Source organism: Lactococcus nasutitermitis (assembly GCF_018403765.1).
Classification (GTDB): domain Bacteria; phylum Bacillota; class Bacilli; order Lactobacillales; family Streptococcaceae; genus Lactococcus; species Lactococcus nasutitermitis.
The window spans coordinates 83359-96858 of sequence record NZ_BOVQ01000005.1; the positions used below are offsets into that span (position 1 = coordinate 83359).

A 13500-nucleotide genomic window follows, 5' to 3' on the forward strand; every position below is an offset into this window, starting at 1 on the left:
AGCAAGGATTACAGAGCATTTCTTTTTTGAGAAATGCTCTTTTTGGCGCGGTTAAGCGAAAGTTATCCGCCACGGGATGTCCTGTTCATTTGTTTTTATATCGCTAAAATAGAATGTAGAGAAGGGATAAAACGTTCTCTCATTGTGAATATTAAATCTGTAAGGCAAAACTTACGAGAGGGAGAGAGCCAAGGACTGCGCCCGCTATATAAAAACACCGTTATCACATTTTGTACAAACGTTCCGATGGAGAAAATCAAAAGGAATTTTGATTGCGGGTTCGATTCCCGTCGTTTGTATTCTTCGAAGAAAATCACAATAGGAAAAGAGAGTATTATGAACTACTACGAACAACAATTAGAACGTTTCCGTCGGAATTTCAACTTTAGTTTTAAGATTTATGAGGGGCGACCTTTGGAGCAAAAGACGCTTTGCCTGCAAATGAAAGATAAAGTAGAGCATTTTCGGATTCCAAAGAACTATGCCATGCTCTATCGTACTCGTCAACAACTGGTGAATTATATTCAAGACACTTATTTGGAAGTTCAAACACAAGAGAGGACAGGAAAATATGGACACTAAGACAGAAATCACCCCCAAAAAGAAAATGGTCAAGCTTTACGGCACTAAGCAAGAAATTGCTTATATCTTTGGCGTCAACGTGAAGACTTTGGCCAATGATTTAACAGCGATGCGGCGATTGCCAGAGTTCTCCAGTTATGTCCTAAACGTGGGACATAACTGGAGAATATCTCAGTCAAAGGCTATGAGGAATATCTTCAGTATCTGGCTCGTGAGCAACAAGAAAAGCAGCTGTGGTGATGCCAAAAATAATGCTAAGTCGTGCTTTAAACCTCGACGAAGTAAAGTTTTAAATGGTATAATAGGAGTGTTCAATACGCTCCTTTTTGTGAGACAAGAAGGAGACAAAAATGGCAACAAAAGATGGCTTGAGGTATTATCCAGAAAAGGCTTCAGGCACCTATAAATATCGCATCGTAATGGACTATTATCACCCTTTTGAGGACAAGTGGAAACAGGTCACTTGCGGCTCTAATAGTGTGACCAAAGGTGCATTGGACGCGGCAAAGCCGAAGCTTGAGCAGAAAGTGCGGAGGATTTTAGACGGTTTTAATAAGAAAAAGAAGAACCTGACTGTAAGTGAAGCGCTCGATGAATGGTACAAATTCCGTGATGGTTCGGTGGCTGTGGGGACTCATACAGACGACATTGACAATACCCGTGTGTTCAAGTCAACCTTTGGCAAATGGCAGCTAGTCAAGCTTGAAAAAGATCACATCAAAGACTATTTGATGAAATTGAAAGTCGCACCTAGTTCTCGCAAGAATTATCGGAGTAAACTTAATTTGTTTTTCCAATTCTGTGAAGATGAAGGGTATATTAAAGAAAGTCCAATGTATCGGGTGCGCCTCCCAAGACACAAGGAAACGCTTGAAGAAAAGCAAAAACGTGAGGATAAGTATTTCACGGTTGAAGAAATGCGAATTTTACTTGATGCAATGGAAGAAAGAGCGGATCGTTCTACGACAGAAACAGCCAAGAACAATAAGTGGAGACGACGGATGTTCATTGAATTTCAATTCTCTATTGGCGACCGTATTTCTGAGTCACTCGGCTTACGCTATCAGGATATTGACTTTCAACAGGGCGTGATTTATCTGAAAACGCAGCTTGATGTCAATTCGTCTGTTACCAATCCTAAAGTCAAACCCTTAAAAACTACTCAATCAGAGCGAAGCATTGTTTTAAAGAAACGAGAAATTGAGATCTTGTCATGGTTTTGGGAAAGGAACCATGACGGGAATGATTTTGTCTTTGTCCAAGAAAATGATCACTTATTGAGTCAGACCTTGATTAACGACTATCTCAAAACTTTCCATGATGTTCTTCCCTATAAACTCATCACTTCTTTTGTTTCTCACGCGATGCGCCATAGTAATGTGCTCGTACAAAAAGAACTAGGTGTTGATGAGCAGATTATCGTAGCACGAGGGGGCTGGGCGGATACCCAGATGATTAGTCGGGTGTACGGTCGCCATGTCACGCCTATTCTTCTTGAAAAAGCCGACCACGTGCTCAAAGATTTCTCCGTCAGAAATTCACAAAAAATTCACGAAAAAATTAGGAATATTGAGGAATTATCGGGAGAAGCTGCCAGAGCATGAAATCAAAGAAGTCAGACAAACAGGGCTTTTGGGAAGTATGAGGAAGATAACGACAAAAGTCCCTACTTTTTATTATAAATTTAGCATAATTTAAATAGTTTTAGATGTTTATATAACCTGTTGAGTGCAGAAAAATTAAGGTTTCTCGCTTTAAAGCAACACTTATCACTATTCCCACTCGACAGTAGCAGGTGGTTTACTCGTGATGTCGTACACTATGCGGTTGCGATTCGACTAGCGACTTTAGTCGCGTAGCGAGAATGGACAGACCGCCAAGGGACAGTACCGCAAACACATTATTCCCACTCGACAGTAGCAGGTGGTTTACTCGTGATGTCGTACACTATGCGGTTGACATGATCGACTTCGTTGACGATACGGACGGATATTTTTTGTAGAACGTCCCAAGGGAGACGTGCAAAGTCTGCTGTCATTCCGTCAATTGAGGTAATCGCGCGAATTGCCACGGTGTAATCGTAAGTTCGATAGTCGCCCATGACACCGACGGAACGAATGCCTGTGTTGACTGTGAAATATTGCCAAACGTCACGTTCAAGACCGGCTTTGGCGATTTCTTCACGGAGAATAGCATCAGATTCACGAACGACTTCGATTTTGTCTTCGGTCAAATCACCCATGACACGAATGGCAAGTCCTGGGCCTGGGAATGGTTGACGCCAGACGATTTCATCAGGCATTCCAAGCTGCGTGCCGAGCGCACGCACTTCGTCTTTGAAAAGTGTGTTGAGCGGTTCAATGAGTTTGAATTGCATATCCTCAGGAAGTCCGCCAACATTGTGATGCGATTTGATTGTTTGTGCAGTATCAGTTCCTGACTCAATCACATCGGTATATAGTGTGCCTTGCGCGAGGAATTTGACATCATGAAGTTTTGAGGCTTCATCATCGAAAACATAGACAAATTCATTTCCGATAATTTTGCGTTTTTTCTCAGGGTCAGCAATACCGGTAAGTTTGTCCATGAAGCGTTTTTGCGCATCAACTTTGATGATGTTTAGCCCAAATTTGCCACCGAGTGTTTCCATGACTTGATTGGCTTCGTCTTTACGTAGGAAGCCGTGGTCAACGAAGATAGATGTAAGTTGGTCACCAATCGCGCGTTGCAAGAGAACGCCGACAACAGAGCTGTCAACACCACCAGAAAGTCCAAGTAAAACTTTGTTTTTACCAACTTTTTTGCGAATTTCTGAAATTTGCATTTCGATGAAATTATCCATTGACCAATCGCCTTTTGCAGCACAAATTTTCAGAGCGAAATTGCGCAGAATGTCATTGCCGTAGGTGGAATGGCGCACTTCTGGGTGAAATTGAATGCCGTAAAGTTTGCGTGCGGTGTTTTCAACGGCGGCAAAAGGGCTGTTTGGTGAAGTTGCAACGGTGTGAAAACCTTCTGGAATGGTGGTAACACGGTCGCTATGGCTCATCAACACTTGCTGACTTCTAGGTGTGTCAGCAAAAAGCTGTGAATCAGTTTGAATGTCAATCATCGCTTTTCCGTATTCACGGTCAGGCGCGGCTTCGACGTGTCCTCCGAGTTTTTGGCTCATGAGTTGCATTCCGTAACAAATACCGAGAATTGGAATGCCGAGTTCAAAAATTTCTGGGTCAATGTCGAAGGAATTTTCGTCATAAACCGAGTTTGGACCTCCGGAAAGAACGATTCCGATTGGGGAAATTTCGCGGATTTCGTTTGCAGTTAATTTGTGGCTCTTTAGCTCAGAAAAAACACCGATTTCACGAATCCGGCGCGAGATGAGCTGGTTGTATTGGCTACCGTAATCAAGGACGATAATTTTTTCAAGTTGTTTGTCAGACAAGATGACCTCCTAAGAATTTCTTAAGGCTATTTTAGCATAATTTCGTTAAAAATAGTTGTCAGCGTTCATAACATTTTTTTGACAGTTCTGTCAAAAAATTCTGAAGCTCATTTTTGGTAAATTGGATGCGTTTTATGTTCTTTGACAGTTTCGTCAAGCTCAATCGCACATTGACAGACTTTGTAAGAGATGAAAAGTTTTCTGACAGCGGATTTTGTGGCAGAAAAATCTTGTGCTTCTGGAATTGTAAGATGGAGCAGCACAGCATTTTCCTCACCATCAATTGACCAGATATTGAGCTGAGTGACATTTCTGACTTCAGGAAGTTCTTCGATTTTCGCGCGCAGCTCACTGTAATTGAGTTCAAGTGGTGTCGCTTCTAGCAGAATTTTCAATGTTCCGATGAATTTTGGAATGGCTTTACTTAAAATGAAAGCTGAAATGAGGATTGAAAGAAGTGGGTCAAGCCAGTACCAAGGCTCAAAATGTAAGACAATCGAAATAATCAGAACGGCAAGCCAACCAAGAACATCTTCCAGAGCATGAAGATTGAGAATACTTTCATTTCTTGAATGTCCGCGCGCCAATAAATAAGCACCAAAAAGATTGGCGAGAATTGCAAAAATGGCGAGAAAAAGCATTCCACTTGCTTTAATTTGCTGAGGATTGAAAAGTCGAGGGAAAGTTGTGAGGCAGACAATCAAACTTCCAGTAATCAAAATCACGCTGGTAATCAGTGCGCCTAAAAGGCTAAAACGTTGATAACCAAAGGAAAAGTGACTGTCTTCTTTACGTTTAGAAAGTTTTTGAAAAAACCAAGCCAGCCCAATCGCAATCACATCGCCAGAATCATGCACAGCATCTGACAAAATCGCTGCCGAGTTAAAAAGAAAACCGAAAATAAACTCTAAAATGGCAAAGAAAAAGTTGAGAAGAAAAACAATCATTACGTTTTTAGTGGTTAATTTGTTTAAAAATCTAGTCATGAGATTTCTCCGATACGTGTTCTGAAATATCTTTGAGCAGGTGCAAAATGTGTTGGTCATAAAGTGAGTACAGGACAGATTTTCCATGACGTTCGCTGCTGACAATACGTGCCGATTTGAGGAGTTTGAGTTGTTGACTGGCAAGAGATTGTGAAATTTTTGTTTGTTCGACAATCTCGCTGACAATGAGTGGCTGCTTGGCAAGGCTGAGAATGATGGCAAGACGATTTTCATTGGCGAGAAGTTTGAGAAATTCTGAGATAAGTTCATTATTCATATTAACATATTATAATTTTTTAATGTGTTTGTCAAGAAAAAATTTTTGACCATTCTGTCAAAAACTTTTATCAGAATTTTTTTAGATAAATCTTATCAATATGATGATTATCTGTTTTGTGCAGGATAATTTCGGCACGATTTCTGGTAGGTTCAATGTAGTCATGCAGATTGACACGATTGACTTTTGCCCAAGTTTCACGGGCGATTTTCATCACTTCGTCAAAAGGCATTTTTGTAAATTGATGATAAAAATTTGTATCATCTTTTTGAGCAAGTTTGAGCAAACTGTCAAAACGTTCCAGATACCATTTTTCAATCAGTGTTTCGTCTGCATCAACATAAATTGAAAAATCATAGAAATCACTCACGTAAAGCAGTTGATTTTGCTGGTTTTGCAAGACATTGATACCTTCAACAATCAGAATATCTGGATTGTTAATTTCCTGCATTTTATCGGGTAAAATATCGTAAATTTCATGTGAATAAATCGGAATTTCACAAGTTTCGCCATTTTTCACACGATAGAGAAAATCGAGTAAACGCTCCATATCATAACTCTCAGGAAAACCTTTGCGCTCAATCAAATCGCGCTCTTTGAGGACATCACTTGAATAAAGAAAACCATCTGTCGTGACCAACTCAACGCTGAGATTTTTAAAAGCACGCGAAAGAAGCAGCTGCACAAGGCGCGCAGTTGTCGATTTTCCGACGGCAACAGAGCCAGAAATTCCGATAATCAGCGGTGGTGTTTTCACAATTTTTTGCAGAAAAAGTCCTTTGCTGAAGCTCATATCTTCGAGATTTTTTTTGTAAAGACGCAAAAGATGCACAAGTGGCAAATACACGTCCTGTACGTCTTGTAAGCTAATTTCATCATTGAGCGAGCGGATACCGTCCAGCTCTTTATTTGTTAAAGGCGCAATCGACGTTTTATAAAGATTTTGCCAAGTTTCACGCGAGATTTCGTCAAAATTCATGAATTCATTCATGAAAATATTTTACCACAAATTTAGTAAAATGGTATACTCATTTTTTGAATTCGCTTTTATCAAAACTTTGCTATAATAGAGATAATAATTTTTGACAATTCTGTCAAATCAATGAATGGATAAGAGAAAAATGAAAAAACTATACTACGTTGTGTCTTTGCTAGTTTTTGTATTAGGAATAAGCTTTTATGCAGGAAAAGTTCAGGCAGCAACGGTTCCCAGTGTGTCTGTTTATCGTCTGTACAATCCGAATACCGGAGAGCATTTTTACACCAGCAGTAAAGTTGAACAAACACAGCTTTTACATATTGGTTGGCAAGATGAGGGAATAGGCTGGAGCGCACCGACAACGGGAGCTAATGTTTATCGTCTCTACAATCCTAATGTCAAAGGAGGTGACCATTATTATACAGAGAGTTTGACTGAAAAAAATATGCTCATCAAAGCTGGTTGGCACTATGACGGAATTTTCTGGCATTCAGGAGGTACTGTTCCTGTTTATGTCGCCTACAATCCCAATGCTATCTCTGGTGCACATAATTTTACAACTAATCTTGCCGAACAAAATGGGCTTTTAAAAGTTGGGTGGAAATACGGTACAACTGCTTGGTATGCGACAGCTCTAGGTAAGGGTGTCCCAAGCAACGACTGCCCTGAGCAATCTTTTTAACGCAACGCCGAACCTCACAGCTGCTTATTATTACAATCTTGAAACAGGACAGACAGTAAGTAAAAATACAGCGACACTTATAACATCAGCTTCAACTTATAAATTATTCATCGCACTTTTTGTTATTCATCAGATTGAGACGGGGAAACTCAGCTGGAACAGTGCCTATCCTTATTCTAGTGGAACCGTGCGTTCAGGATTTTATGATATGATTCATATTTCTGACAATACTTTTCCACAATGGATTATCGCAAAATATGGTAAAGCGACGATTGACACTTATCTTAAGTCGCAGGGGTACAAAGGAATTTTTAACAATTCTGACCATGCAATGACAAGCGCAAATGACTTAGGCAATATTTTGAAATATTATAATAGCCACAGTAGTGATAGCAATGTTTCTTACCTGCTAAGCTTGATGAAAAATCAAGTCTATCGCAGTGGCATTCCAGCAGGGACAGGACAAGTTGTTGCTGATAAAGTAGGCTTTCTCTGGGATGTACGCAATGATGCAGGGATTGTTTATGATAAGCATCCTTATATCTTGGTACTGATGACAAATAATCAGACCAATTTTGATTTGATTTGCAGGATTTCTAAGCAAGTTCAAACGATTGTAGGCTGATAAAAAAGTTTGACAGAACTGTCAAACTTTTTTGCAACATTTTTATCAGAAAGATATAGCCTATTTATGATAAAATAGAAACAATGGCAAAAACAAATATGTACTACGAAGATAATCGTGATTTAGCACACGATATTCAAACGCTCAATGTGCAGCTACTAGACATTCCACTCAGATTTTCAACCGATGCTGGTGTGTTCAGTAAAAATGCGATTGATTATGGCTCACGCGTTTTATTAGAAAATTATGAACCTAAAATGGCAAAAACACTGCTTGATGTTGGGTGCGGTTATGGTGTTTTAGGAATTACTTTAGCAAAAAAATACGACCTGAACGTGACAATGATTGATGTCAACAGTCGCGCACTTGATTTGGCAACAAAAAATGTTTTTGACAATTCTGTCAAAAATGCCAAAGTAGAGCAATCAGACATTTATGAAGCTGTCAGTGAAAAATTTGACAGTATCATCAGTAATCCACCAATTCGCGCGGGAAAAGAAGTCGTTCATAGTATCTTGGAAGGCGCATATGAACATCTAAATCTCGCTGGCACACTCACAATCGTCATTCAAAAAAAACAAGGCGCACCAAGCGCCCAAAAGAAAATGCAAGAAGTTTTTGGAAATTGTGAAATCATGACCAAAGACAAAGGTTATTACATTCTACAAAGTATCAAAGAAAAATAAAGGAGGGAAAAAATGACATATAGAATGGTTGACCTCATTCAGAAAAAAAGAGATGGAGGCATATTTAGCAAAGCCGAAATCGACTGGATGATTGAAAATTATGTCGCAGGTATCGTTCCTGATTATCAGATGTCAGCTCTCGCTATGGCGATTTACTTTAAAGGTATGACAACTGAAGAAACAGCACATTTGACGATGGCAATGGTTGCCTCAGGCAAGCAAATTGATTTGAGTAGTATTTCCGGTGTCAAAGTAGATAAACATTCAACTGGCGGTGTCGGTGATAAAGTTACACTGATTCTCGCTCCTCTAGTGGCTTCATTTGGTGTACCTGTGGCAAAGATGAGTGGGCGCGGTCTCGGACATACAGGAGGAACGCTGGATAAGCTAGAGTCCATTCCCGGTTTCAAGATTGAAAAAAGTATTCCTGACTTTATCGCGCAAGTCAAAAATATTGGGCTTTCTGTCATTGGACAATCCGATGACCTCGTCAAGGCGGATAAACTCCTTTACGCACTACGTGATGTGACAGCAACAGTTGATATTATTCCCTTGATAGCAAGTTCTGTCATGAGCAAGAAAATCGCCGCCGGTAGCAACGCTATTTTACTTGATGTAACAGTCGGCGACGGTGCTTTCATGAAAAATATTGATGATGCGCGTATTTTGGCACGTACAATGGTTGACCTTGGAAAAGCCGTAGGACGCCAAACAGTCGCTGTTCTCACTAACATGAACCAACCACTCGGACTTGCTATTGGCAATCGTAATGAAATTACCGAAGCAGTGAATACTTTAAATGGCAAAGGAAGTAAAGATTTCCGCGAATTTATCGCTGAACTCGCCCAGCTCATGTTAGAACTCGCAGGATTAGAAAAAACAATCCCTGAAATTCTCGAACATCTTGACAATGGCAGTGCTTATACAAAATTTAAAGAAATGATAATAGCGCAGTCAGGAGACCCAACAGCCTTTGAAAATCTCACAGAGCCGCTCAATACAAAATATACAGTTGGGATAAAAGCAGAGCAGGCAGGATATATTGCTGAAGAAAAAGCCTACAACATCGGAGTTCTTGCCATGAAGCTTGGTGCAGGACGTGCGACGAAATCTGACAAGATTGACTTTGAAGCAGGTATCACTCTCAGCAAAAAAGTTGGGGAAGCAGTTAAAATAGGCGATACGATTGCTGAGCTTTACAGCAATAACCCAATCACAGCAGAACTGATTGCTGAATTTAAAAAATCCCTCGTCATCACAAACGAAGCAGTTCATCAAAAAGAAATCCTTGAGGTTGTACGATGAAAAAAGATGATTTGCAAATTCCAAATGCTGTCAAGGCTATTCAAGTTGTCATCTCAGCAACTTTGGGAACGATTGTTCGGCTTTATGTCAATAATGCTTGGCTCTCATTTTTTGCATTTATCCTCGTTTTTATCATTGTTTACAGCCTTATCGGATTAATTTACTTAAAATTAAAAAAATAATATTGGAGAAAATATCATGGAACTCAATAAATTTATCGACCACACAATCTTAAAACCAGAAGCAACACAAGCAACAGTCAAACAAATATGCGATGAAGCACGAGAATATCACTTTGCCAGCGTTTGTGTCAGCCCAGACCGTGTCGCATTTTCAGCAGAATATCTCAAAGACAGCGATGTCAATATCTGTACGGTTATCGGCTTTCCACATGGGGCAAATACCAGTGCCGTTAAAGCTTTTGAAGCCAAAGATGCACTTGCCAATGGTGCCGATGAGATTGATATGGTTATCAATATTGGAGCAGCAAAAGACGGTGATTGGGCGCTTGTTGAATCTGATATTGCCGCAGTCAATGCTGTAAAAGCTGATAAACTTCTCAAAGTCATCATCGAAACGTCACTTTTAACAGATGATGAAAAAGTAAAAGCTTGTCTTGCTGCAAAAAATGCTGGCGCAGACTTTGTAAAGACTTCAACAGGATTTTCAACTGGTGGAGCGACTGTTGCAGATGTTGCTCTCATGCGTAAAACAGTTGGAGCTGAGTTGGGAGTGAAAGCTTCAGGTGGTATCCACAGCGCGCAAGAAGCACAAGCAATGATTGAAGCTGGTGCAACACGACTTGGTGTTTCTGCCAGTATCGCAATTATCAAAGGTCAAGTATCTAATGACAACTACTAATCAAAAATTATTTAGTCAAGCGACAGAAGCTTCAAAAAATGCTTATGTTCCCTACTCACATTTCCCTGTTGGCGCAGCATTTTTGAGTGCTCAAGGAGAAATATTCAGTGGCTGCAATATTGAAAATGCCAGTTTTGGCTTGACAAATTGTGCCGAGCGAACAGCGATTTTCAAGGCAATATCAGAAGGAGTGACAGATTTTACTGCCCTTGCGATTTATGGTGAAACAGATGAACCTATTTCACCTTGCGGTGCGTGCAGACAAGTGATTGCTGAATTTTGCCCACAAGAAATGCCTGTTTATCTCTTGTCCAAAACAGGTAAAGTCAAAGAAACATCTGTAGGAGAATTATTGCCCTACAGCTTTAAAGAATTAAAATAAAGAAAATTGTAAGAGAATACAATTTTTATCATGAAAAAATGTAATTTTTATTCGACATTTCCGAACAATGAAATAAATATCATTTTTTTATTTCGATATTACTTGAAAAAATTTTAAATATAACTTAAAATAGATTTAAGCTAAAAAAGTTTAGCAAATTTAAAAATATCATTTTGGAGGGAACCGTTTCCATGAAAAAACGTGTTTTTGCAATCGGTGCTATTGCACTTGCTTCCGTAGCTGTACTTGCGGGATGTCGTTCAAATGGTGCTCACGGAGCATCAGCAAACAAAGGTAAGACTGACCTTAAAGTCGCAGTTATTACTGATACAGGTGGCATCAATGACCGTTCATTCAACCAATCAGCTTGGGAAGGTCTTCAAGCTTGGGGGAAAGAAAATAATCTTACACAAGGTCATGGTTACAACTATTTCCAATCAAACACAGCATCAGATTACACAACAAACTACAACTCTGCTGAATCTGCTGGTTACAAACTCATGTTTGGTATTGGCTTTAGCCTCCAAGATGCAACTGCACAAGCGGCTAAAAACAATCCAAAATCTGATTATGTTATCATTGACTCAGAAATTGATGGACAAAAGAACGTTGCTTCAGCAGTGTTTGCTGATGAACAATCTGCATATCTTGCTGGTGTAGCTGCTGCCAAAGCAACGAAGACAAACAAGATTGGTTTCATCGGTGGTATGCAATCTGACGTTATCACAGCTTTCCAAGTTGGTTTTGCAGCTGGTATCAAGTCAGTTAATCCAAGCATCAAACTTGATGTACAATATGCTGGTTCATTTACAGATGCAGCCAAAGGTAAAACAATCGCTGCAGCAATGTATGGTGCTGGTGATGACGTTGTTTATCAATGTGCTGGTGGTGTAGGTACAGGTGCTTTCAACGAAGCTAAAGCATTGAACGAAACAAAAAATGCAAATGATAAAGTATGGCTGATTGGTGTTGACCAAGACCAAAAATATCTAGGTAACTACACATCAAAAGATGGTCAGAAATCTAACTTTGTCCTTGTTTCAACAATCAAAGAAGTTGGAAAAGTTGTCCGCGATATTGCTGATAAAACAGCAAAAGACAAATTCCCTGGTGGAGATGTCGTCAACTATAATCTTAAAAATGGTGGTGTAGGACTTGGTTTGGATAATGTCACTCCACAAATTAAGACAGCCGTAGATACTGCAAAAGCAAATATTATTTCTGGTAAGATTGTTGTACCATCTAAATAATTCAAACGTATAAAATTAAAAAAATAGGATTTTCTAAAAAATCCTATTTTTGTTTTGCCTTAAAGATAAAAGCCATGAACTGTGTGAAAATTAGAAAAACTATGTTATAATGAAAACGAGAAGTTGACAATCTGTATAGTCCTTTTTTACAGTTTGTAGCTATAGAGAATGAACAGTTTGAAGGAGTAAATAATGGTAAGAAAAGAAGTCCCAAACTATGTCAAAATTCATGATACACTCAAAGAAGAAGTAGGCGCTTCTATTTGGCAGATTGGACAAAGATTACCGAGCGAACGCGACTTGGCAGAACGTTTTGGTGTGAGCCGCATGACGGCACGTCAAGCAATTACTGCTTTAGTTGAAGAAGGTATTTTAGACCGTCGTGTAGGAAGTGGTACTTATGTTGCCAGTCGTCGTGTTCGTGAAAAAATGCGTGGAACAACGTCATTTACAGATATTATCAAAGCACAAGGTAAGGAACCCTCATCAGAAGTTTTGAGTTACACGCGGACATTACCTAATGATGTAGAATGCGAAAAATTAAATATTTCTAAAAATGACTTTATCATTCGTATGGAGCGTATTCGTTATGCAGACAAAGTTCCGATTTGTTTTGAAGTGGCAAGTATTCCTTATGAGCTAGTAAAAAGTTTTGATAAAAAAAGTATTACAAGCAATTTCTTCAAAACTTTGGAAGAATCTGGTTATGAAATTTCAAGAAGTGAGCAGATTGTTTCAGCTAAAAAAGTCAGTACAGAAGTTGCCGACTACCTAAAAATACGTGTTGGTTCAGCCATTCTAGGAGTTACACAAGTTTCTTATTTCTCAGATGAAACAGCTTTTGAATATGTTCTCTCACAGTATGTCGGAGACCGTTTTGAATTTTATTTAGAGCGCTAATTTTAACAAAAATACTTTTGACAGTTCTGTCAAAAGTATTTTTACTAATTATGAGCAATTTTTTTAACTCTCCGACGATATTGCCATTGATGAATTTGAAAACGAAGCCAGCAACCGACACAAAAACCAGCCAAAGCGATACTTGCCGCAAGAAAAACAAGGGCAGCAAAGACAATCGCTAAAATTCCAAAACCAATTAAAGATGAAAGTAAGCTCAACGTCAATAAGCTTGTTGCAATGATTTGATTGAAACGTAAATCTGCTTTATCTTCTTGAATATATTCACTCGGTTTATGCCGTAAGAAACGTTTGGCAAAGAGAATAACAAAGTTTTTACCAAAAACAATCCCAGAAAGACCAGCTAAAATGGGCAAAAGTAATATCCAATAAAAGCCAGAGAGAACTGACAAAATAACGCTGATAACAATAACTGCTTGATTGGTGCGCACGAGTGGACGTGGCACACCTTGAAATTTCTTATTTTCCGAATTTGCCATAATAATGACCTCCAAAATATCTATACTTTATTATAAAATAGAAAAA

At 39.2% G+C, this 13500-nt stretch carries 17 protein-coding genes and 1 pseudogene; 12 read left to right on the plus strand and 6 right to left on the minus strand.

Annotated features, from left to right (window positions below; translation table 11 throughout):
* Positions 1-336 precede the first annotated feature (336 nt).
* From KJS36_RS06215 to KJS36_RS06225, 3 genes are read left to right on the plus strand one after another with little or no spacing between them, the layout of a single operon-like run.
* The gene (locus tag KJS36_RS06215; RefSeq protein ID WP_213535792.1) at positions 337-582 is read left to right on the plus strand and encodes a hypothetical protein; all 246 of its coding nucleotides are present in this window, start codon (positions 337-339) and stop codon (positions 580-582) included.
* On the plus strand, positions 572-988 hold the full coding sequence (locus KJS36_RS10825) for a hypothetical protein (protein ID WP_244842772.1): 417 nt from the start codon (positions 572-574) through the stop codon (positions 986-988). The genes KJS36_RS06215 and KJS36_RS10825 overlap by 11 nt, the downstream gene beginning before the upstream one ends.
* Positions 933-2186, plus strand: coding sequence for a tyrosine-type recombinase/integrase (locus KJS36_RS06225; RefSeq protein ID WP_213535794.1), 1254 nt, complete (start codon positions 933-935; stop codon positions 2184-2186). Before KJS36_RS10825 ends, KJS36_RS06225 begins: the two co-directional genes overlap by 56 nt.
* A 168-nt stretch (positions 2187-2354) precedes the next feature.
* Here the strand turns inward: KJS36_RS06225 and KJS36_RS10940 are convergent.
* The 5 genes and pseudogenes from KJS36_RS10940 to coaA all read right to left on the minus strand — a co-directional run.
* Positions 2355-2411, minus strand: a pseudogene (locus KJS36_RS10940) (GMP synthase (glutamine-hydrolyzing)); the annotation flags it as partial.
* A gap of 71 nt (positions 2412-2482) precedes the next feature.
* Complete coding sequence (guaA, locus tag KJS36_RS06235; protein WP_373306162.1) at positions 2483-4027, minus strand: glutamine-hydrolyzing GMP synthase; 1545 nt, start codon at positions 4025-4027, stop codon at positions 2483-2485.
* 104 nt (positions 4028-4131) lie between these two features.
* Positions 4132-5010: a cation diffusion facilitator family transporter gene (locus KJS36_RS06240; protein ID WP_213535797.1), complete on the minus strand. Its 879-nt coding sequence runs from the start codon at positions 5008-5010 to the stop codon at positions 4132-4134.
* The gene (locus KJS36_RS06245; RefSeq protein WP_213535798.1) at positions 5003-5287 is read right to left on the minus strand and encodes an ArsR/SmtB family transcription factor; all 285 of its coding nucleotides are present in this window, start codon (positions 5285-5287) and stop codon (positions 5003-5005) included. The genes KJS36_RS06240 and KJS36_RS06245 overlap by 8 nt, the downstream gene beginning before the upstream one ends.
* 70 nt (positions 5288-5357) lie before the next feature.
* Positions 5358-6278 (minus strand): type I pantothenate kinase, encoded by a 921-nt coding sequence (gene coaA / locus KJS36_RS06250; RefSeq protein ID WP_213535799.1) that lies wholly within the window; start codon positions 6276-6278, stop codon positions 5358-5360.
* Between the two features lie 130 nt (positions 6279-6408).
* Between coaA and KJS36_RS06255 the strand changes: the two genes are divergently transcribed.
* The 9 genes from KJS36_RS06255 (at position 6409) to KJS36_RS06295 (ending at position 12957) form a co-directional block, all read left to right on the plus strand.
* Positions 6409-6948: a glycoside hydrolase, family 25 gene (locus tag KJS36_RS06255; protein ID WP_213535800.1), complete on the plus strand. Its 540-nt coding sequence runs from the start codon at positions 6409-6411 to the stop codon at positions 6946-6948.
* Positions 6911-7573, plus strand: a complete 663-nt coding sequence (locus KJS36_RS06260) for a serine hydrolase (protein ID WP_213535801.1) — start codon at positions 6911-6913, stop codon at positions 7571-7573. Before KJS36_RS06255 ends, KJS36_RS06260 begins: the two co-directional genes overlap by 38 nt.
* A gap of 83 nt (positions 7574-7656) precedes the next feature.
* Positions 7657-8259 carry a class I SAM-dependent methyltransferase gene (locus tag KJS36_RS06265; protein ID WP_213535802.1) on the plus strand — a complete coding sequence of 201 codons (603 nt, stop codon included), beginning with the start codon at positions 7657-7659 and terminating at the stop codon, positions 8257-8259.
* A gap of 12 nt (positions 8260-8271) precedes the next feature.
* Positions 8272-9564: a pyrimidine-nucleoside phosphorylase gene (locus tag KJS36_RS06270; RefSeq protein WP_213535803.1), complete on the plus strand. Its 1293-nt coding sequence runs from the start codon at positions 8272-8274 to the stop codon at positions 9562-9564.
* Positions 9561-9746: a hypothetical protein gene (locus tag KJS36_RS06275; protein ID WP_213535805.1), complete on the plus strand. Its 186-nt coding sequence runs from the start codon at positions 9561-9563 to the stop codon at positions 9744-9746. Before KJS36_RS06270 ends, KJS36_RS06275 begins: the two co-directional genes overlap by 4 nt.
* 16 nt (positions 9747-9762) lie before the next feature.
* Positions 9763-10425, plus strand: coding sequence for a deoxyribose-phosphate aldolase (deoC, locus tag KJS36_RS06280; RefSeq protein WP_213535807.1), 663 nt, complete (start codon positions 9763-9765; stop codon positions 10423-10425).
* Positions 10412-10807, plus strand: coding sequence for a cytidine deaminase (locus KJS36_RS06285; RefSeq protein WP_213535809.1), 396 nt, complete (start codon positions 10412-10414; stop codon positions 10805-10807). Before deoC ends, KJS36_RS06285 begins: the two co-directional genes overlap by 14 nt.
* Before the next feature lie 191 nt (positions 10808-10998).
* Positions 10999-12057 carry a BMP family lipoprotein gene (locus KJS36_RS06290; RefSeq protein ID WP_213535811.1) on the plus strand — a complete coding sequence of 353 codons (1059 nt, stop codon included), beginning with the start codon at positions 10999-11001 and terminating at the stop codon, positions 12055-12057.
* Positions 12058-12249: 192 nt separating this feature from the next.
* Positions 12250-12957 (plus strand): GntR family transcriptional regulator, encoded by a 708-nt coding sequence (locus KJS36_RS06295; protein WP_213535813.1) that lies wholly within the window; start codon positions 12250-12252, stop codon positions 12955-12957.
* A 44-nt stretch (positions 12958-13001) separates the two neighbouring features.
* On the opposite strand, the gene KJS36_RS06300 is transcribed toward KJS36_RS06295, so the two are convergent.
* A complete protein-coding gene (locus tag KJS36_RS06300) occupies positions 13002-13454 on the minus strand; it encodes a DUF4395 domain-containing protein (RefSeq protein ID WP_213535815.1) in 453 nt (150 codons plus the stop codon).
* Between the last annotated feature and the right edge of the window lie 46 nt (positions 13455-13500).

Bases quoted from the DNA above. Each gene is read 5' to 3' on its own strand.
- KJS36_RS06215 (WP_213535792.1), top strand. From the start codon at position 337: ATGAACTACTACGAACAACAATTAGAACGTTTCCGTCGGAATTTCAAC.
- KJS36_RS10825 (WP_244842772.1), top strand. From the start codon at position 572: ATGGACACTAAGACAGAAATCACCCCCAAAAAGAAAATGGTCAAGCTT.
- KJS36_RS06225 (WP_213535794.1), top strand. From the start codon at position 933: ATGGCAACAAAAGATGGCTTGAGGTATTATCCAGAAAAGGCTTCAGGC.
- KJS36_RS06240 (WP_213535797.1), bottom strand. From the start codon at position 5,010: ATGACTAGATTTTTAAACAAATTAACCACTAAAAACGTAATGATTGTT.
- KJS36_RS06245 (WP_213535798.1), bottom strand. From the start codon at position 5,287: ATGAATAATGAACTTATCTCAGAATTTCTCAAACTTCTCGCCAATGAA.
- coaA (WP_213535799.1), bottom strand. From the start codon at position 6,278: ATGAATGAATTCATGAATTTTGACGAAATCTCGCGTGAAACTTGGCAA.
- KJS36_RS06255 (WP_213535800.1), top strand. From the start codon at position 6,409: ATGAAAAAACTATACTACGTTGTGTCTTTGCTAGTTTTTGTATTAGGA.
- KJS36_RS06265 (WP_213535802.1), top strand. From the start codon at position 7,657: ATGGCAAAAACAAATATGTACTACGAAGATAATCGTGATTTAGCACAC.
- KJS36_RS06270 (WP_213535803.1), top strand. From the start codon at position 8,272: ATGACATATAGAATGGTTGACCTCATTCAGAAAAAAAGAGATGGAGGC.
- KJS36_RS06275 (WP_213535805.1), top strand. From the start codon at position 9,561: ATGAAAAAAGATGATTTGCAAATTCCAAATGCTGTCAAGGCTATTCAA.
- deoC (WP_213535807.1), top strand. From the start codon at position 9,763: ATGGAACTCAATAAATTTATCGACCACACAATCTTAAAACCAGAAGCA.
- KJS36_RS06285 (WP_213535809.1), top strand. From the start codon at position 10,412: ATGACAACTACTAATCAAAAATTATTTAGTCAAGCGACAGAAGCTTCA.
- KJS36_RS06290 (WP_213535811.1), top strand. From the start codon at position 10,999: ATGAAAAAACGTGTTTTTGCAATCGGTGCTATTGCACTTGCTTCCGTA.
- KJS36_RS06295 (WP_213535813.1), top strand. From the start codon at position 12,250: ATGGTAAGAAAAGAAGTCCCAAACTATGTCAAAATTCATGATACACTC.
- KJS36_RS06300 (WP_213535815.1), bottom strand. From the start codon at position 13,454: ATGGCAAATTCGGAAAATAAGAAATTTCAAGGTGTGCCACGTCCACTC.